We start from the raw sequence: 17,938 nt of genomic DNA, 5'->3' as shown, positions 1-17,938 counted from the left end.
CGGCGGCGGCTGTCACCCGGATTCCTTCGTCCGGGCGTCCTGGGTTTCCTGTTGTCAGGCGGTCGCCGCTGGTGGGCCTTTGCGGCGGGTGAGCGGCTTCTCGATGAGGTAGTGGGAAGCCGTCGCCGCCGCGAACGTGGCGGCGAGGGCTGCCGGTACATGCCAGGTATCCAGTCCCAGGTCGGCCATCAGGCGGCCGAGGGGGTAGTGCCACAGATAGAGGCCGTAGCTGAGGTTGCGCCCGGTCCAGGCGAGCGGGGCCACGGACAGGACACGGGAGAGCAGGCTGAACGGCTGGAGTTCCAGCGCCGCGACCACCGTGGCGGAGAGGACGGCCGCCAGCAGGAATCCCACGGTGTACCACGGCACTGTCCAGGGACCGGTGCCGGTCATCGGCACCTGCCAGACGATCAGGGCCAGCATCCCCATCGCCGGCCAGGCCAGCCGGCCCGCCCACCGGCACAGCGCGGCCAGCCGCGGGTCCTCCATGTCGAGCCGGGCCACCACCAGCGCGAGCAGTGCGCCGACCAGCAACTGGTCGGCACGGGTGTCGGTGCCGTTGTAGACGCGGTGCGCCGCGGTCGGACTCCACAGGACACAGCGCCAGAGCACCGGCAGCAGACAGAGCACCACGGCCCACAGCAGCACGGTGCGGGGCCTGAATCGGCGCAGGAGGAGCAGCAGCAACGGCGGCCAGAGCAGGTAGAACTGTTCTTCCACGCCCAGCGACCAGGTGTGCCCGAGGAGAGCGGTCTCGTCCGTGTAGAGGCCGGGCTGGGCGGCCCGGACGATATTGACCAGGAACGTGGCGGACAGAGCTATGGACGCCCAGGCGCCGTCGAAGCCCCGGAGCCGGGTGGTGGCCGCGAGGACGGCGCACACCGCGCAGACCACCAGAAGGGCGGGGACGAGCCGCTTCCAGCGCCGCCAGTAGAACGAACGCATGCCGACGGCGCCGCTGCGGGCGAACTCGGCGAGCAGCAGCCGGGTGATGACGAATCCGCTGATGGTGAAGAAGATGTCCACGCCCAGGGCGCCGCCCGGCAGCGGGCCCAGTTCGAAGTGGTAGGCCAGGACCAGTACGACGGCGAGTGTCCGCAGTCCGTCGACGCCCCGCACCCGGCGGCCCCTCGACAGCGCGGAGGGGAATCCGTGCCCGCCCCGGGCGCGCCGTCCGTCCGGCCGTGGTGGAGCGAGAGTCAGGGTGCCGCCCGGTCGGGCACCGGAACCGGCGTGGCCGGGTGGCTCGGCGGCCTGTCCGTCCGATCTGTCCGAGCCAGGGTCTGAGGTTGTCGGAGTACTGTCCACCTCGAACGCGTGCCCAGGAAGCACTCGGGGATGCGATCGTTCATTCAATTCTCAGGATTAATGAACCATTTGGTGGCATTTCGGGTAAATGCGCGGTGGGTGGAGCGGTCCCGGCGCACAGGTGAATGGCGGGCCGGCCGCGCGATGCCGGATGCGCTGTCGAGGCTCGATCGCTGCTGGATCCGAGGCGTCCGTCCGCTTCAACGCCCGTGGGCGGTCGGCGAATTGGGTACTGCGGATCCCAGGAGGGCGCGGCCTGGTGCTGTGCCGGGCGTCGCGTGGCCGTGAACCTTTCCGGTCACAGCACTTCCGGTCACAGCATTACTGGTCACGGCATCAGGGGATGGGCAGCCCGGCCGCGGTCTGTGCGAGGGCGTCCGCGAGCAGGCGTCCCACCGGCACCGGCGGATCGGTGCGGAGGTGGTGCGCCATGGCGGCATTTGTCGCTGCCATGACCGCGGACGCGACGAGGTGCGGGTACAGGTCCTGTTTGAGATCGGTGCCGGTGCGGTCGGCGACGGCCGCGGCGATCTCGGCCTCGGCGATGGCCCCGGCCCGCAGCAGCTCGCTTCGCAGCGCTGGTTCGGCGACCATCACGCGCACGCCCGCCATCCACTGCGCCGCGTCGGGAACAGGGTGCGCGGCAGCCGCGGTGTCCGGCTCGAACTGTGACAGAACCGAGTGGGTGATCGCGTCCCACAGCGGCTCCGCCGGGCGCTCGCGCAACGCCCGCGCGATACGCAGGCACCGGTCGAGGTGGCGGGAGACGATCGCCTCTCCCTTGCTGGAGAAGTAGTTGTTGAACGTGCGCGGCGAGACACCGGCGGCCTCGGCGATGTCCTCCACCTTGACGTTGTCGAGCCCGCGCTCGACGACCAGCCGGAGCGCCGCCCAACTGAGCGCCGTCCGCGTCGCGGCCTTCTTCCGCTCTCGCAGCCCCATGGAGCGAGGGTAACAAAACTTGCGTGACGCGAAAATATGCGGGTCACGCAAATTTCTGCCCGCTTCCTGGAGGCGGCGATGGCGTCGTGTGTCGGCTTCAGCTCCGCGGGCTCAGCCCCGCCACGGCCAGCCCGAGCAGCCGGTCCGCCGCTGCGGCGGGGTCCGGGTGGTGCTCCGTCGCGAGGACGATCCCCACGGCCAGCGTGATCAGGTCGGAGACGGTGACACCTTCCGCCACCGCGCCGTCCTGCGCGGCGCCGCGCACCAGAGGGTCCCCCGCCTCTTCCATCATCGCCGAGCAGCTGTTCGCGTGCACCGAGTCGGGCCCGGTTCCCTCGTAGACCAGCGCGGCTGCCAGCCCCCGGGCGGCGACGCAGTAGGTCACGACGTCACTCAGCCATTCCAGCAGCGCGCTTCGGCTGTCGCCCTTGCCGGACAGATCGCGGGCGCGGACGCACAGGGCCTCGATCCGTTTGTGGGAGACCGCCTCCAGCAGTGCGCGGCGGGTGGGGAAGTGCCGGCGCACGGTCGCCGAGCCGACCCCCGCGACGCGGGCGATCTGTTCCAGGGAGGCGCCGGCGCCGTGCGCGGCGACCTCCTCCTCGGCCACGGCGAGGATCCGTGCGTAGTTCCGCCGGGCGTCGGCGCGCTGGCGGTCGGCCATGGCTTCATCTCCAGGTTGCTAAGTGGCGGGCCCCGCCGTATCTTACCGCAGTGTAAGTGGCGGACCCCGCCGTTTAGTGTCGAGCCTGAGTGTCACGTATCCGAGGAGAACCATGTCCACAGACTCCGCTCCCGTCCTGGTCACCGGAGCCACCGGCAAGCAGGGCGGAGCCACCGCCCGCTCCCTGCTCCTGGCGGGCGTTCCCGTCCGCGCCCTGGTGCGCGACCCGGCCACCGACCGGGCCAAGGCCGTCGAGGCACTCGGCGCCGAACTGGTCACCGGCGATCTCCACGACCGCGACTCCGTGATCAGGGCCGCCGAGGGCGCCCGCGCGGTGTTCTCCGTACAGATGCCCGCCATGACCGGGGACGGCTTCGACTTCGAAGGGGAGGTGGCCCAGGGCGTCAACCTCATCGAGGGCGCGAGGGCCGCCGGAGTGCCGCAGTTCGTGCACACCTCCGTTTCCGGCGCCGGCCAGCACACCGAGGCGCCCGGCTGGGCCGAAGGCCGCTGGGCTTCGATGGAACCCACCCTGGGCGCCAAGAGCGCGATCCAGGACCGGGTCCGGGCGGCCGGCTTCCCGCACTGGACGCTCATCAAGCCGGGCTTCTTCATGGAGAACTTCCTCCCGTCCATGGCGTTCCTCTTCCCGCGTGGCATCGAGGGCGGCCTGGTGAGCGTCCTGCACCCCGGGACCCGGCTGTCCCTGGTCGCGGTGGACGACATCGGCACGGCCGCCGCCGCGGCCATCACCGCGCCGGAGCGGTTCGACGGGGTCGAGCTGGAGCTGGCGAGCGACTACCTGTCCATGACGGAGATCGCCGAGGTCCTCTCCCAGGCTCTGGGCATACGGCTGTCCGCGCCGGACATGACCGTGGACGAGGCCACCGCCGCCGGAATGCCGGGGATGGGCGCCTCGCACGAGTGGATGAACGTGGCCGGCCAGCCGGGCCGCCCGGAGTACGCGCGGGACCTCGGCATCCCGCTCACCAGCTTCCAGACATGGGCGCGCAAGCACATGCGAGCCTCGGCCTGACACAGCTCCTGGCGAGCCCCCGTCCTCCGGTCGGTCGGTGCCGGGTCCCGGTGACCCGACCCGGCGATGGGGCACCTACGCTGCACAGGGAACAGGCACCTACTCCCATCAGGAACGGGAGAGCGACGGACCGGCTCGGGAGTAGGCGTGGGGGCGCTCGCCCGCACGGGAAACACGACCGGGGCGGGAGCACTCACGCTCCCGCCCCAGTGTTCCCGCCCGGCACTCCCGCCCGGCCCCAGGGGCTGTGGACGGATGTCAGGGCGTGTTCGTGTTCGCCGTCGGTACGAGACTGTTCCCGTCCGTGACGGCGGTGGTCTTGCTGCGGCCGGGAGTGTGGTTGAACAGGAGATTCAGCAGGAACGCGGCGACGGTGGCGCTGGTGATGGCGCTGCCGCCGATGATCTGCACCCAGGCCGGGAAGGCGTGATAGATCGTCGGGGCCACGACGGGCAGCATGCCGACGCCGATGGAGACGGCCACGATCAGCAGGTTGTCGGTGCCCTCGAACTCCACCTTGCGCAGGGTATTGATGCCTACGGCCGTGACGGTGGCGAACATGACCAGACCGGCCGCGCCGATGACCGGGCCGGGCAGCGAGGCGACGATCTCGCCGAGCTTGGGTACGAGCCCGAGCAGGACGAGGAAGCCTCCCGCGACGGCGGCGACGTACCGGCTTCGGACCTTGGTCATACCGACCAGTCCGACGTTCTGTGCGAAGACGGTGTCCAGGAAGCCGTTCATGATCCCGCCGAAGATCCCGGACACACCGTCGGCGGCGAGGCCGCGGGCCAGGTCCCGGCGGGAGAGCGGGCGGCCGGTCATCTCGCCGACGGCGAGCATGTCGGCCGTGGACTCGGTGAAGGTCACCAGCATGACCACGCACATGGAGATGACGGCGGCGATGGGGAACTGCGGGGCGCCGAAGTGGAACGGCGAGGCGACGCCGAGCCAGTCGGTGTGACCGACCGAGGAGAAGTCCGTCAGGCCCATGGGGACAGCGACCAGTGTGCCGCCGACCAGGCCCAGGAGCACGCCGAGTTGGGACAGGAATCCGCTGGTGAAGCGGGTGACGAGGACGATGAGCAGCACGATGCCGCCGGCCAGGGCGAGATGGGAGGGTGTCGCGTAGTCCGTGGCGGTGGGGTCGAGCCCGACGATGAGCCCGGCGGCCACACCGATCAGTGAGAGCCCGATGACGGTGATGACCGTGCCGCTGACCAGCGGCGGGAAGAACCGCACCGCGCGGGCGAAGGGCACGGCCACCAGCAGTCCGAAGACACCGGCGGCGAGCATGGATCCGTAGACCGCCCGCATGCCGTACTCGCCCGCGATGAGGATCATCGGGGTCACGGCCGTGAAGGTGGCGCCCGCGACGACCGGCAGCCGTACGCCGAGCAGCTTGCCGACGCCGAGCGCCTGAAGCAGCGTCACCAGACCGGCCACCAGCAGATCGGCGTTGACCAGCAGACCGATGGTGGACGTGTCCAGCTTGGCGGCGGATCCGAAGACCAGGGGAACGGTGACACAGCCTGTGTACATGACCAGCACATGCTGGAGGCCGAGCAGTCCCAGCCGCGCGGGCGGCAGGACCTGATCGACCGGGTGCGGGGCGGGTATGGCGGATTCGGACGCGGGCGGAGCAGGGGCCTGGGACACGGGGCCTCCGGAACGGAGCGGGGAATGGGAAAAGGGAGGAGCGGCGGTTGGGCGCGGGGGAAACGCGGGGACGGCCGGGCGTGGTGCTCCGGGAGCCGTCCTACGGCCGCGCTCGACCCGACGGTGATACGGCTCCTCGCGGAGTGCGTACGAGGAACACGCGGCCCCGGCCGCCCCGGCGGCGTCGGCAGGGCGCGGAAGCAGTCAGGAAGCCGAACGAGGGCGGGAAGGCGAAGAGCACTACGTCGCGCGCTCAGGCGCGGAGCCCCCACGGACACGTAGGACACCGTGCGCGACACGGCCACGCGTCCACGCCGACTGATGAGCACGGGACCGGAGATCGGCGAGACGCCCGCGTACGAGACTCATCGCGCACCTCTCAAGGGTCCTGATTCCTACGTTCTTGGCAGTGACAGTGACAGTGACGGACCGTCATAACGCCGCCGTTCCACGGCCGTTAACAGCGCATTTCCCGCTGCCGCGACCGTGAACGCCCGTGGGGAGCCCGGACTGATCCAAGGGATGGCTTACCGGCAGCCGGCAGCACCGGGCAGTACGAGCGGCACCGGCATCACGAGCGGCACCGGCAGCACCGGCAGTTCCGCGCTCCTACTCTTTCCCGCACTGCGGGTAGAACGTGTTCAGACCGGATCGGGGCATGTTGGTGGGGGTGTCGTCATCGGTCCGGTCCGCGACAACCGTATAGCCGACGCGTGTGTCATCCGTGGCGTCGGCGAGTCCGCTGGTGCCGTTGCCGAGGCGGGCTTCGGTCTGGTAGACCCCGTCACCGGCGTAGGTGAAGGCCGCGAGGTCCGGGTAGGGATCGTGATCGTAGTCGGCGACAGCGAGCCCCCGTATTTCGCCCAGGTCGAGAGCGCGGGTGCGCTGGCCCTGGCCGGTGGCGGAGAAGGGCCCCAGTCTCAGCTCGGCCACGCTCGGGTCGATCGGGTCATCCCCATGCCATTTCCCCGTCGCCACGATGACCAGGTCGCTCCATCCGTCACCGTTGTAGTCGGCCACGGCGGCGAGAACGTCCTCTTCTCCGCCGTCGGAGCCGCCGACCAGCTTTCGCGGCCCGACAGGCTTCTCGTAGCCTGCCTCTTTGCCGAACTCGATGGTCAGCTCGGCGCCGATGCGGGAGGGGTCGAGGACGCGGTCGGCGTGGGTGTCACCGTCGATGTCCGCCATGAGAGCCCCTGACGAGTTCACACATGTCGTGACCGAGGGTTTGCCCGTGGGCCGTGGGGGTGCCTCCCCGGCGGACGCATCGCACGCTCCGAGCAGGACCGCGGCGGTCGTCAACATGGCGGCCCGTATCAGGGGCCGTGCTTGTCCGTTCGGGTGGCTTGGGGTCCGCATGACGGTGAGAAGTGCCTTTCAGACGGCTGGAGATGACCGGATACGCTCCGAGCGTAGGCGGCGCGAGCGCCCCGCGCGCACCCCTGCGTCCTCCCACGTACACCCCCTCGGCCTCCCACGTACACCGTGGCGTTCTCCCGCGTACACCGTGGCGTCCCGGAACGCCACGGTGTGTCACGGTGTGCTCCAGCGTCCGATGTCCAGCGGTCAGGAGGCGGACGGGACGTACGGGAAGGTCCTGGACGGTTTGGCCGTCACCGATTCCTTGGTGATTCCGAGGGTGATCGGGGTGTTGGCGGCGAAGGAGAACATCACATCCGGGGCGTTGTCGGTCAGTGTGCGGCCGTTCCAGCCGGCGAAGCCGAAGCAGGCCGAGGTGCCGACCGTGTAGGGCAGGATGTTCGGCAGGATCGCCTCGACGACTGTCTGTCCGTAGGTGTGAGGTTCCTCGGAGGTGCCGTACGCGCGCACCACGGACGCCACGGACTCGATGAGCGACTTGCTGTAGATCTGCAGGTCCTCGGAGGGCGGGTTGCCGTTGAGGTGGTTGCCGAGGTCTTCGTTGAACTGGGTGAACAGCGGGTGGATCATCGGCAGGCCGGCGCGGTTGACCGGCCGCCAGCCGCCCGCGTCGGTGGCCAGGGAGTCCAATGCCCACACACCGATCCGGTGGTCCCGTCCGGCTACGGGCACCAGTTCCTCGTCGGCGACCTCCAGGACCACCGAGTAGACGGTGTGCCCGGCGAAGAGGTTCTGCGCCTGTGCGGGGTTCCAGCCGGACAGGTCGACCGTGGTCCCGTCCTGGAAGGCGTGGCCGACGGCGGCCAGTACGTCGGGTTCGATCCAGAAGGGGTCACCGGCCTTGCCCGCCCAGACACGCCCGCCGCGCGGCAGCTCGACGGTCTCGCCGGTGCGGCCACGGGCGATCACGGTTCCCTCGGCCGCCGGGTCGCGGGCCTCGGGACCGGTCAGCCGGCGCAGTTCGTAGTTCTGCTCGCCGGCCTGGTCCCGCTCGGCGAAGGTGAAGCGGTAGGTGAGGTCCTCGATCGCGTCGCCGTTGGCGTCGATCTTGATCTCGTACCGGCCCTCGGGGTGGAATCCACGCGGGATGTCCTCACCGCCGAGCGAGTGGCTGTGGTCGGTGATGAAGACCGTGCCCTGCTCTCCGCGGAACACGAAGAGGTCGGTGATGTCCAGGCGGGGGTCTTGGCGGGCGATGGGGGAATCGAGATGGTGGGACATGGTCGGGCCCTCTTCCTTCGACTGCGGCGAGGATCGAAGGAGCCCACGTCTCGGACGGGCCGGACCGGAAGTCGCGGCGGTCGCCGGACACGAGACGTCGGCTACGGATCCCAGCCGGGGAGTGAACGCCTTTTGCGCCACTAGACATATTTTCACCCATTTTCACCGATTGTTCGTTCTCGATGCGCGGCCTGGGGGCCGGGATGTCGTCGTCCTGGGGTCCGGTACACCCGGGATGAACTGCGAAGACGGGCAGGGCGGCGGTGGGCGTGAGCGTGAGCGTGGGCATGTGCGTGTGCGTGTGCGTGGGCATGGGCGTTCACGCCCTGGTGTCCGCCCGTCCCGGTCGGTGTTCTTCCGCGTCCTGACCGGCGGCGCCGGCCGGGCCGGTCGGCTCGGTCGCCAGGACGACCACCTGGTCCTCGGCGCTCCATTCGCGTCGCTCGCCCTTGTGGGGGTTGAGCCGGACCCCGTGGTCCGGGGCCAGTGTCCGCCGGTCGTGACGGCGGTAGCCGATGGCGCATTCGCCGCGGTCACGCGCGGCGGCCACGACGGTGGCGAAGGTGGCCTCGCTGCCCGGACGGACGTAAGTACCGGCCTGCCGCAGGCAGATCGTGCTGCCGTCGGCGGAGAACAGCTCGTCGAACACGGCCGCCAGATGCCGGTTCTGTGCGATCTGCGCCATGAGCAATCCGGTCAGCTTTCCGCTGACGATGACGTCGGAGCCGGGGTTGACGGGCGCCAGGGGCCGGTTGTGGTCGTCGGTGAGCTCGGTGACCACGCGTACCTCCCGTCCGGTGCGCTCCTCCAGCAGCCGCAGGGCCAGCAGGGTGACCAGCGTCCAGTCGTCGGGGCGGTCCGGCCCGGCGCCCGGATCAGGGCCGAGGACGACCAGGCCGTCGTACGCGGCGAGGTCGAGCCCGAGCAGGGTCTCGGGCCGTGACAGGGCGGCGGACCGGAAGCGCACGGCCAGCCGCGCGGCCGGCTCCGTCCCCGCCTCCGTCCCCACGTCAGTGCCCACCTCCGTCCCCACGTCAGTGCCCGTCCGCGTCTCCGTCCCCACCACAGTCCCTGTCCCTGTCCCTGCCTCCGTCTCCGTCCGCGTCCCCGTCTCCGGTTCCCGTGGTCCGGGGACGGCTCTGTCCGTGAGCACGTCCAGGACGGAACCCGGCCGGGCCGTCTGCCGTAACTGGCTGACGACAAGAGGTGCCCGGCGATTCCAGCCGAGCAGCAGCAGACGCTCGGCGGCCTCCGGTGGTGGCTGGACGGTGGCGATCACCGACGGGTCGACGAGGTGACGGCAGTCCTCCAGCTGCGCCGTGTCGTCGTCACGGGTGAGGACGATCAGACGGCTCCCTGGTACGACGACGGTGTCGGCGGGCGGGTTCAGCAGCGTATTTCCCTGGGGGGTGAGCAGCCCGACCACACAGGAGCCGGCATGGCCCAGCAGCGTCGCGCCGAAGGGACCACCGTGGAACGCGGTCGCGTCGGCGAAGTGGAACTCGTCGCCGGCGAAATCGAGCAGATCGCGCAGGACGAGGGAGAGGCCGGGGCGGCCGACACACTGCGCGATCAGCCGGGCCGTGACCGTGTCGGTCTCCAGAACCGTGCCGTGCGGCCCGGCGGCCAGCCGGGCCGGTGCACGATAACGGTCGTCCCGCACCGCGGCCAGCACGGGCGGCCCGCCCGTCCCCTCCCCGAGGACCGCTCGCAGCGCCAGCAGGATCCGCAGTACCTCCGCGTCGGCCGTCGGTTCCCCGGACGGCAGCACCAGCACGGTGCTCGCCGTCTGCGGGCTGACCAGCGCGAGTACGCCGGGGTCGCTCGCGGGACCGCTGCGGCAGATCACCCGGGTGCGGCCGACCGGACCGCCCCGAGCGGCCAGCGCCTGCTCCATCTCGGTCTTGTCGCGGTCGGCGAGCAGGACGACGGCCCTCGGCCGGTTCGGGGCCTGGGCGGCGACCAGCTCACTCACCACCGTGGTCACCTGGTCCGACCAGCCGAGCACGACGACATGGCCCTGCTCCAGGACGGTCGACCGCCCCCGGCTCAATTCCGCCATGCGCTCGGCCAGACCTGTGGTGATCACCCCGACAAGGGTCGACACGCACAGCAGGGCGACCAGTCCGAGCAGGGCCGACAGCACCATGCGCAGCGGTGTGCCGGTCAGCGCGCCCAGCCGGAGCGTCTCGGCGCTGACCCGCCACGCCGCCGTCAGCCGACCCGACAGCGACCGCGGCGAGCCGGGGTCCGTCCACACCAGCAGCGCACTCACCGGTACGACGACGGCCAGACAGGTGATCACCAGCCAGCCCATCAGAGTGCCGGTACTACGGGCCAGCGTACGGTCGAACCGGTAACGCGCCCGGTCCCGCAACGAGACCGGCCGCCGCCCCTTCGGTCGTCCCACTCCCACTCCCACCCCACTCCGCCCCGCTCCCACCCCGCCCCTTGCCCTGGGACACGCACCCTGCGATGAGGCGGGTACGACACCGGGCGGCCGGCCACCGCACAATGCTGCCTCCGGCGCCGGGACACGCCGTATTCGAGAGCCGATTCATCCTTTCGGGCAGACGCCGCGACCGGCCGCCTGACACGGGGCGTGCCGCCTGACACGTTGTGTGCCGCCCGAGGCGGGGCGTGCCGGGTGTCCCAGGCGCGGCATGTCACGCTGCGTCAACTCACTCGGTACCCCCGTGTACCGAGGCGAGATCCCCGTGTACCGAGGCGAGGAACGTGATCACCGCCGTGGCGAAGCCGTCCGGATTCTCGACGTGTCCCAGATGGCCGGTTCCGGCCAGGATCAGGAGCTGCGCTCCGGGTATGTCGTCGTGGATCATCCGTGCCCAGCGCGGCCCGCAGATGAAGTCCGCCTCCCCGGCCAGGACCAGCGTGGGCGCGCCGATGCCGGCCAGCTCGCCCCGGACGTCGAAAGGCGGGCCTTCGCCCTGTGACGGTGCGGCATACATACGCAGCATCCGGCGTGCGGGACCGAAATCGTCCTCGCGTCCCCAGTAGTCGAAGAAGTACGCCGGAGAGATGGAGCGCAGCACCACGGTCGCGCCGTCGTCGTCGAGCTGGTCGAGCCGTGCGGTGAGTCCGGCGACATAGGGGTGACTCCCGCTCTTCGGCGGTGAGCTGACGAGGCGTTGGTACAGGGGAGACGTTCACGCTTCCAGATGGTGCGCCAACGACAGAGATCGCTCAAGACATTGTGAAACTCGTCATAACACTGTCTTCATCACGGTGACAACGTGGTTGGCGCACAGCACAGCTTTGATGGGCTGACCACAGTGTTCCGGACGCCCTGGGACCAGAGCCCGCAGGGGGTGCGGTTCCCGGGCGCCACGCGATCCCCGATGGGTGGCGCCCGGCCCCCGCCTGCCTTCCCGCGCCGACCAGGGCCGACCAGGGGAAGGTCTACGAACGCTTGGCGCGGTAGAGGCCTCGGCCGATTCGCTGGATACGGGACGCACCGACAAGACGGTCGAGTGTGCTGCGGACCCCGTTGATGCTTCCGCTGTCGGAGTCACGGCCGAGAGCCGCCGCGACATCACGCGCCCGCACGTCGGCATCGCCGACTTCGGCGAAGTACTCCATGATCTGCTCGGTGAGCTGGCCGTACTTCTTCTCCCCGTCCGAGTCGGTTCCGGCGGTGGTGGGACGCTCGGTGTCCTTGCCGGTCTCCTGCTTCTGAGCTCGTGGCGCGGACTTCGTCGTGACGTCCGCGGGCTCGGAGGAGCCACTGTCCGTACGCGGTTCGACAGGCGTCGCGACCCGGTCCCGGTCCCGTTCCCGGTCCCGTTCCCGGGCCGCGGCACCGGCCGCGCCCATCGAGGCCGCGGCGGCCGGGTCGAGCATCAGGGTCTCAAGGGCGCCGAGGGCCCGCTGCACAGAGCTGAGATGCGCCACGACCGCGGCCAGTTCCCTTTCCAGTGCCTGCTTCTGGACCTGGAGGCGAGCGAGGTCCTCCTGAAGGCTCTCGGCGGTGATCTCAATGTTATGTGCCGCTCGGGTTACAGAGACCATGTGTTCCTCTCATCCTCAACCCTTCGTGCCGCGCTCCGGCTCACCTGCGGTGCCGCTCGGCCCGGACGCGGGAACGGGTACCCCTCCGACATCATATGCAGCGGTCCATCCGGGACGTGGACGCGTCGGACGGGCCCCACGGGTTCGGCGCGATGATGAAAACACTTGCTGTCAGCGATCTGACAGCCTCCTGCGCGCTGCCCGTCTTTTCCCAGGGGGGCGGCGGATATTCATCTGAACGGGCGTCGGCCGGAAGTCCGAGCGTCTTCCGAACACGACGGCGCCGTAATTCGCTCGCTATGACACAGCCTGGTTTCCATGTGAATGTTGTGTGAGTAAGGCAGGCACCGCAGAGCCTCTTCGCGCAGCCCAGCGACGCGAGTTGAGCCGCACGGCCGGCCGGGACAGTGTGATGTATGACCCTTGGCAGGCGACGCTTCACATCATGTACAGTCCAATGCTGGCATCCAACAGAAGGGCTCTGGCGCCTTATAGTTCCCGTTGATGCCATGGCGTGTTTCATAACTGCTCAGAGCTCATCACCATCATGCGAAAGCAAGGTATCGCAGTGCACAAGCGCAAGCCGCGACAGCGGCTGCCACTTATGATCACGGCAGGTGTGCTGGCGGCAGCGAGCGTGACGGCCGTTCCGCCGCTCGCCCAGGCGTCCGCGCCGGATGAGCGAACCGCCGTCCGCCAGCAGGCGTTCGAGCGGGCCGCGGCCGAGTACGACGTTCCCCTGCCGGTCCTTCTCGGTGTGGCCTACCACGAGTCGGCCTGGGAGGCGCATTCCGGTGAACACAGCACCAGCGGCGGCTACGGTCCGATGCATCTGACGGACATGACGCCCGAGATGATGGCCGGTGGCGACGCGGGAGCGGCCGGCCGCGGAGATCTGAGGGAGATGGTCGCCGATCCCTCCCTGCACACCCTGCGGACGGCGGCGAAGCTGACCGGACTGCCCGCCGGGGAGCTGCGCGACAACGATGTCGCCAACATCCGCGGCGGCGCTGCCCTGCTGGCCTCCTACGCGAAGGCGACCACCGGACATACGCCCGCGGATCCGGGCCAGTGGTATGCCGCGGTGGCCCGTTACAGCGGTTCCGCGCAGGAGCGCGGGGCGAAGGCGTTCGCCGACCGCGTCTTCACGACGGTCAAGGAGGGCGCCGGCGGGATAACCGAGGACGGGCAGCAGGTCCGGCTGAACGCCGTCGCGGACGTCCGCCCGGCCACGGGCCAGCTGGCCGGGCTTCGTCTGAGGACGACGGCCGCCGCCGCGGAGACCGAGTGCCCGCCGACACTCGACTGCACCTTCATTCCCGCTGCCTCCGCCAACGGTCAGGTGGCCAACCGGCCCGCCGACGGCATCCGGATCGACTCCATCGTCATCCATGACACGGAGTCGTCCTACGAGTCGGCCATCAGCACCTTCCAGACACCCGGCGGTGGTTCGGCACACTATGTGATCCGCTCGTCCGACGGCGCCGTGACCCAGATGGTGCCCACCAAGGACCTGTCCTTCCAGGCGGGCAACTACTCGACCAACATGCACTCGATCGGTATCGAGCACGAGGGCTACGCCGCTTCCGGGGGCACCTGGTACACCCAGATCCAGTACGAGACCAGTGCGGAACTCGTCGCGTACCTGGCCGACCGCTTCGACATCCCGCTGGATCGACAGCACATCGTCGGGCACGACAACGTCCCTGGACCGAATTCGTCCCTTGTCTCCGGCATGCACTGGGACCCGGGCCCGTCCTGGGACTGGGAGCGCTACATGCGTCTCCTCCGTGCTCCGGGCAGTGGCGTTCACGGCGTCGCCCGGATCGGGTCGGCGGTCACCATCACCCCCGGGTTCGCCGGGAACCAGCAGACGGTGCGGATCTGCCCCTCCGACGACCCGACAGGTGCCACCCCCGAATGCACCGAACGGCGCCAGGCCTCGAACTTCGTCCATCTGCGCACGGCACCCAGCAGCACCGCCCCGCTCTTCGGTGACCAGGCCATCCACACGGACGGTGTCGGCACCGACCGGGTCAACGACTGGGGCAGCACCGCGCAGGCGGGGCAGCAGTTCGTCGTCGCGGGCCGCCAGGGCGACTGGACGGCCATTTGGTACAGCGGCACCAAGGTGTGGTTCCACAACCCGTACGGACGCAACACGACGCCCGCCCACGGCGTGACTGTGGTCAGGACCGCCGGAGCCTCGCCCGCGGCGGTGTACGGCAGCAGCTACCCGGACAGCGGCGAATACCCGGCCGGGCTCTCGCCCTCCACCCAGGCTCCGCTGAGCTTCTACACCGTCCCCGCAGGCCAGGCGTACGTCGCGACCAGCGAGCCCGCGGTCACCGACGACTACTTCCCCTCCAGCGGTACGGTCGTGACCGGCGGCAAGAAGATGTACACCATTCAGTACAACCACCGCCTCGGACTGGTCTACGAGTCCGACGTCGTGACGGCTCAGTGACCGTCCGGCCGCCGGATCCGCGAGGCGCGGTCCGGGTCGGTCGTTGACAGGCAGGAACGCGGCCCCGGTGTCACATCATGTGACACCGGGGCCGCGTCGTCCGCTCGCTGTGGCGCGCGCATGGCCCGCGATCTCCCAGAAGTGGTCAGGACCAGCCGTCACCCCGCTGTGCGGGGCCCTGGCGCGAGCTGGGGACGCCGGGGGAGGGGTGTCGGTTCCAGAGACGTAGTTTGTCGGGGTTGAGTACGGCCCGGACTCGTGTGATGTGGTGGTCGGCGATGTCGAGGCTGATGACGGCGGCGACCTGGTGGTCATAGCGGGCGACGAGCCCGGTGCGGCCGTTGACTGACTGGGCGGTCAGTGTGGTGCGCGGGCGGCGGACCAGGAGTGTCAGCAGGCTGTGTGCGACCTGTCGGCCGCCGTGTACGGGTCTGACCAGTGCCCGGACCTTCCCGCCGCCGTCGAAGAACGCCGTGGCGTCGGGGCAGAGCAGCGACGCCAGCAGTCCGGTGTCCTGTGTCAGACAGGCCTGCCGGACCTCCCGGGCGACGGCGCCGTACTGTTCCGGTGATGTGTGACGTGAGCGCCGCGCCCACAGACAGTGACACGCCGGGTCGGTGAGTTCGGCGCTCCCCGCTCCCGCTCCCGCCGCCGTACTCGGCTCGTCCGCAGTCCGGGCGGGCGGGGTGAGCCGGCCCAGCGAGATACCACCAGCGGTCCTCACAAGCCATGACCGGGGCAGCCCGATCCGCCGCCGTACCGGCCCGGACAGCCCGTACCACCGGCGGTAGGTCTCATCGACAACACCTTCCGCCTCGCCCGCACCGCCCAGCATCCAGTGCGCGACGTCCAGCAGGAACCGGCGCTCGTCGACCAGCTCCGCGATCGGCAGCGCCTCACCGGCCTCCATACCTCGTCCTCCCTCTCACACGGCACCGCACAACACAGCCGCACGCAACAACCGCGTCGCGACCCGCGAGCCGTGTGCCCGGGGAGTCGGGTGCGGTGGTCGATGGCTGGTTCCGCGCGCACGGCACACCTCTTTCATTTCTCGACTCAACTTGCTAGACCGGGCAGGCACAGATCTTGTGACATTGCTTCACGCATGATCATGAGTTGAGGAGCCCGCGCAGGGCGATTCACCGGCGGGCCTAGCACAGAACAGGGCCGTTGGCGGACGTGTATTCGTCCGCGATGCCGAAGACGCTGGCACAGCTCGGGCACTCCGCCTCGCCGAAGAGATGGGCGATTCCGTCGGCGAGCCCGTCCTCCCCGTCGCGGACAGCCGTTTCGTGCATCCACCGGCCGACGCCCGAGTACCCTCCGGCGGACGCCGGTCGCAGGTCGCGTCGGTCCACATCCCCCAGGTTCCAGTCCCGGATCGCGGAGTAACGTCCGTAACCGCCGATGGCGATCGTCACCTCCACGGCACAATGCGGACAGGCCAGATGGTAGAAGTCGTCCGTGAAGTCGCCCAGGACGGCCGCCCAGTGGTACTGCTCCTCGACGGCGAGCAGCGCGCGGAAGGTGGCGAGGTAGTCGGCCGGGCGCGACCGCAGGTGCCCGTCCAGCAGTTCACGGAACTCCGCGACGGCGTCGGCACAGTCCGCCAGCAGATCGTCGCAGCCGTGGTGACCTGCCGCGCGTTCCAGGATCCGGCCGGCCAGATGACGTGCCTCGGCGCTGTCGGAGGCCAGGCGCACCAGACGGGGCAGGGCGGCGAAGCCGGCGGGCGACACCAGGTCGTGTTCGAGGACCAGCCGGTATCCCAGCTCCTTCCACGCTTCGGTGTCGTCCTCGCGCTCCACCCGTTCCAGGAGCTGGGGTACGCGATCAGTCTCGAAGCAACAGTCGTGCGTCTGGGTCCAGTTCACCACCCAGGCATTGAACCGCCTCGGAGGCGGCAGGGGCGACTTCGACGTGGTCGCACTCGACCCGGACCCCCCAGGGCCACCCGTTCCGGGTCGCCGTGGGCACGCGGACGGCCATGCACATCGTGTGAGTCGTGTCGAGGGCCTCATCCCCGCGTACCGACCCCCGCGCTGCTTACGGCCGCTGAACGGGGGGAAGCCGGTGCAGCGCGTCCGAGACGGCTCTCATCCGCTCGTCGATGTCGACGAGCTGCCGGCGAAGCTCGTCGACACGGGTCTCCAGGTCGGTGGCTTCTGCGGCCAGCGACACGGCCGCGGCCGCGATGTCGATTCGGTTCTCAGTGGTTCGGGTCATCGTGTGTCCTTCTGCGGTGGGAACCGTCCGGCAGGCATCCCCGGTCCGGTCACCCTCCGGTTGGTCAGGCGGCTTCCGCCTGGTGCGGCTGTGCGGCTGAGATGCCGAGACGCGGCTTCACCGATTCCGGCACACCGCGGCCGTACGGCCGTACGACCGCAGCGCGGGGGTGGCCCCCGCCCGCGGGCAGGGGCCACCCCGGCAGGATCTACCGCCGCTGTGCGAGCCAGTCGACGAACCGGGTCCCGGCGATGTGCGCGTCCGGACCCGGCAGGAGCGTGGTCTCCTTCAACTCGGTACCGAAGTACGGGGCGTGCGCATCCGTGACCACCGTGCGGGGGTCGTTCTCGGCGGCGAGTCCCTCGCGGACGAGCTGGTCGAGCTGGAACTCGTCGGGGCCCGCGACCTCCACCACGCCGTTGACCGGGGCACCGACGGCCGTGCGGCCGACGGCCGCGGCCACGTCGTCGGAGCCGATGGGCCGGATCTTCACGGGGGCCAGACGCACGGTGTCGCCCTCGGTGGCCGCGGCGGCGATCGCCTTGACGAACTCGAAGAACTGGGTGGCGTGGACGATGGAGTAGGGGATGCCGGACGTTTTGATCAGCTCTTCCTGGGCCTGCTTGGCGCGGAAGTACCCGCTCCCCTGGAGGCGCTCGGTGCCGACCACGGACAGCGCCACATGATGCGTCACCCCGGCCTCGTCCTCCGCCTTCAGGAGGTTGGCCGTCGACGTGCGGAAGAACTCCATGACGGCCTCGTCCTCGAACGAGGGGGAGTTGGACACGTCGATCACGACCGACGCGCCCTTCAGGACCTCGGCCAGACCCTCGCCCGTCAGAGTGTTGACGCCGGTGTTGGGCGCGGCCGCGCCCGCCTCGTGCCCGTGCTCGCCGAGCCTGCCGACCACCTTCGAGCCGATGAGCCCGGTTCCACCGATCACTACGACCTTCATCATGGATTCCTCTCGGAGTCTTCATGGCGCGGCGCGCGTCCTGCGACGACC

At 69.9% G+C, this 17,938-nt stretch carries 15 protein-coding genes; 2 read left to right on the top strand and 13 right to left on the bottom strand.

Going from position 1 to position 17,938, the window contains the following annotated elements:
* Positions 1-54: 54 nt before the first annotated feature.
* The 3 genes from OG214_RS06065 to OG214_RS06055 all read right to left on the bottom strand — a co-directional run bounded on the left by OG214_RS06065 (position 55) and on the right by OG214_RS06055 (position 2,914).
* On the bottom strand, positions 55-1,119 hold the full coding sequence (locus tag OG214_RS06065) for an acyltransferase (protein ID WP_363081749.1): 1,065 nt from the start codon (positions 1,117-1,119) through the stop codon (positions 55-57).
* Between the two features lie 525 nt (positions 1,120-1,644).
* Positions 1,645-2,250 (bottom strand): TetR family transcriptional regulator, encoded by a 606-nt coding sequence (locus OG214_RS06060; RefSeq protein WP_405984052.1) that lies wholly within the window; start codon positions 2,248-2,250, stop codon positions 1,645-1,647.
* Between the two features lie 97 nt (positions 2,251-2,347).
* Positions 2,348-2,914 (bottom strand): TetR/AcrR family transcriptional regulator, encoded by a 567-nt coding sequence (locus OG214_RS06055; RefSeq protein ID WP_405984051.1) that lies wholly within the window; start codon positions 2,912-2,914, stop codon positions 2,348-2,350.
* A gap of 112 nt (positions 2,915-3,026) precedes the next feature.
* On the opposite strand from OG214_RS06055, the gene OG214_RS06050 reads away from it, so the two are divergent.
* Complete coding sequence (locus OG214_RS06050) at positions 3,027-3,950, top strand: NmrA family NAD(P)-binding protein (RefSeq protein ID WP_405984050.1); 924 nt, start codon at positions 3,027-3,029, stop codon at positions 3,948-3,950.
* A gap of 258 nt (positions 3,951-4,208) precedes the next feature.
* On the opposite strand, the gene OG214_RS06045 is transcribed toward OG214_RS06050, so the two are convergent.
* From OG214_RS06045 to OG214_RS06020, 6 genes are all read right to left on the bottom strand, one after another.
* Positions 4,209-5,609, bottom strand: a complete 1,401-nt coding sequence (locus tag OG214_RS06045; RefSeq protein WP_405984049.1) for a nucleobase:cation symporter-2 family protein — start codon at positions 5,607-5,609, stop codon at positions 4,209-4,211.
* Between the two features lie 609 nt (positions 5,610-6,218).
* The gene (locus tag OG214_RS06040) at positions 6,219-6,797 is read right to left on the bottom strand and encodes a VCBS repeat-containing protein (RefSeq protein WP_405984048.1); all 579 of its coding nucleotides are present in this window, start codon (positions 6,795-6,797) and stop codon (positions 6,219-6,221) included.
* A gap of 378 nt (positions 6,798-7,175) precedes the next feature.
* A complete protein-coding gene (locus OG214_RS06035; protein ID WP_405984047.1) occupies positions 7,176-8,210 on the bottom strand; it encodes a DUF4331 family protein in 1,035 nt (344 codons plus the stop codon).
* 319 nt (positions 8,211-8,529) lie between these two features.
* Positions 8,530-10,620, bottom strand: coding sequence for a CASTOR/POLLUX-related putative ion channel (locus OG214_RS06030; RefSeq protein WP_405984046.1), 2,091 nt, complete (start codon positions 10,618-10,620; stop codon positions 8,530-8,532).
* Positions 10,621-10,891: 271 nt separating this feature from the next.
* On the bottom strand, positions 10,892-11,368 hold the full coding sequence (locus OG214_RS06025; protein WP_405987439.1) for an alpha/beta fold hydrolase: 477 nt from the start codon (positions 11,366-11,368) through the stop codon (positions 10,892-10,894).
* Between the two features lie 262 nt (positions 11,369-11,630).
* A complete protein-coding gene (locus tag OG214_RS06020; protein ID WP_405984045.1) occupies positions 11,631-12,239 on the bottom strand; it encodes a hypothetical protein in 609 nt (202 codons plus the stop codon).
* A gap of 604 nt (positions 12,240-12,843) precedes the next feature.
* On the opposite strand from OG214_RS06020, the gene OG214_RS06015 reads away from it, so the two are divergent.
* A complete protein-coding gene (locus OG214_RS06015) occupies positions 12,844-14,706 on the top strand; it encodes an N-acetylmuramoyl-L-alanine amidase (protein ID WP_405984044.1) in 1,863 nt (620 codons plus the stop codon).
* A 145-nt stretch (positions 14,707-14,851) separates the two neighbouring features.
* On the opposite strand, the gene OG214_RS06010 is transcribed toward OG214_RS06015, so the two are convergent.
* The 4 genes from OG214_RS06010 to OG214_RS05995 all read right to left on the bottom strand — a co-directional run bounded on the left by OG214_RS06010 (position 14,852) and on the right by OG214_RS05995 (position 17,887).
* On the bottom strand, positions 14,852-15,616 hold the full coding sequence (locus OG214_RS06010) for an RNA polymerase subunit sigma (RefSeq protein ID WP_405984043.1): 765 nt from the start codon (positions 15,614-15,616) through the stop codon (positions 14,852-14,854).
* 241 nt (positions 15,617-15,857) lie between these two features.
* Complete coding sequence (locus OG214_RS06005; protein WP_405984042.1) at positions 15,858-16,583, bottom strand: hypothetical protein; 726 nt, start codon at positions 16,581-16,583, stop codon at positions 15,858-15,860.
* Between the two features lie 169 nt (positions 16,584-16,752).
* A complete protein-coding gene (locus tag OG214_RS06000) occupies positions 16,753-16,932 on the bottom strand; it encodes a hypothetical protein (protein ID WP_405984041.1) in 180 nt (59 codons plus the stop codon).
* Positions 16,933-17,140: 208 nt separating this feature from the next.
* On the bottom strand, positions 17,141-17,887 hold the full coding sequence (locus tag OG214_RS05995) for an SDR family oxidoreductase (RefSeq protein ID WP_405987438.1): 747 nt from the start codon (positions 17,885-17,887) through the stop codon (positions 17,141-17,143).
* Between the last annotated feature and the right edge of the window lie 51 nt (positions 17,888-17,938).

The sequence above is a fragment of the Streptomyces sp. NBC_00872 genome (assembly GCF_045161915.1).
Classification (GTDB): domain Bacteria; phylum Actinomycetota; class Actinomycetes; order Streptomycetales; family Streptomycetaceae; genus Streptomyces.
Note: the sequence above shows the minus strand (reverse complement) of the source record. Positions and strands in the feature narration are given on the sequence as shown.

Excerpts from the sequence above, each read along its gene's own strand:
- OG214_RS06060 (WP_405984052.1), bottom strand. The coding sequence starts at position 2,250 with ATGGGGCTGCGAGAGCGGAAGAAGGCCGCGACGCGGACGGCGCTCAGT.
- OG214_RS06055 (WP_405984051.1), bottom strand. The coding sequence starts at position 2,914 with ATGGCCGACCGCCAGCGCGCCGACGCCCGGCGGAACTACGCACGGATC.
- OG214_RS06050 (WP_405984050.1), top strand. The coding sequence starts at position 3,027 with ATGTCCACAGACTCCGCTCCCGTCCTGGTCACCGGAGCCACCGGCAAG.
- OG214_RS06040 (WP_405984048.1), bottom strand. The coding sequence starts at position 6,797 with ATGGCGGACATCGACGGTGACACCCACGCCGACCGCGTCCTCGACCCC.
- OG214_RS06035 (WP_405984047.1), bottom strand. The coding sequence starts at position 8,210 with ATGTCCCACCATCTCGATTCCCCCATCGCCCGCCAAGACCCCCGCCTG.
- OG214_RS06020 (WP_405984045.1), bottom strand. The coding sequence starts at position 12,239 with ATGGTCTCTGTAACCCGAGCGGCACATAACATTGAGATCACCGCCGAG.
- OG214_RS06015 (WP_405984044.1), top strand. The coding sequence starts at position 12,844 with ATGATCACGGCAGGTGTGCTGGCGGCAGCGAGCGTGACGGCCGTTCCG.
- OG214_RS06010 (WP_405984043.1), bottom strand. The coding sequence starts at position 15,616 with ATGGAGGCCGGTGAGGCGCTGCCGATCGCGGAGCTGGTCGACGAGCGC.
- OG214_RS06000 (WP_405984041.1), bottom strand. The coding sequence starts at position 16,932 with ATGACCCGAACCACTGAGAACCGAATCGACATCGCGGCCGCGGCCGTG.
- OG214_RS05995 (WP_405987438.1), bottom strand. The coding sequence starts at position 17,887 with ATGAAGGTCGTAGTGATCGGTGGAACCGGGCTCATCGGCTCGAAGGTG.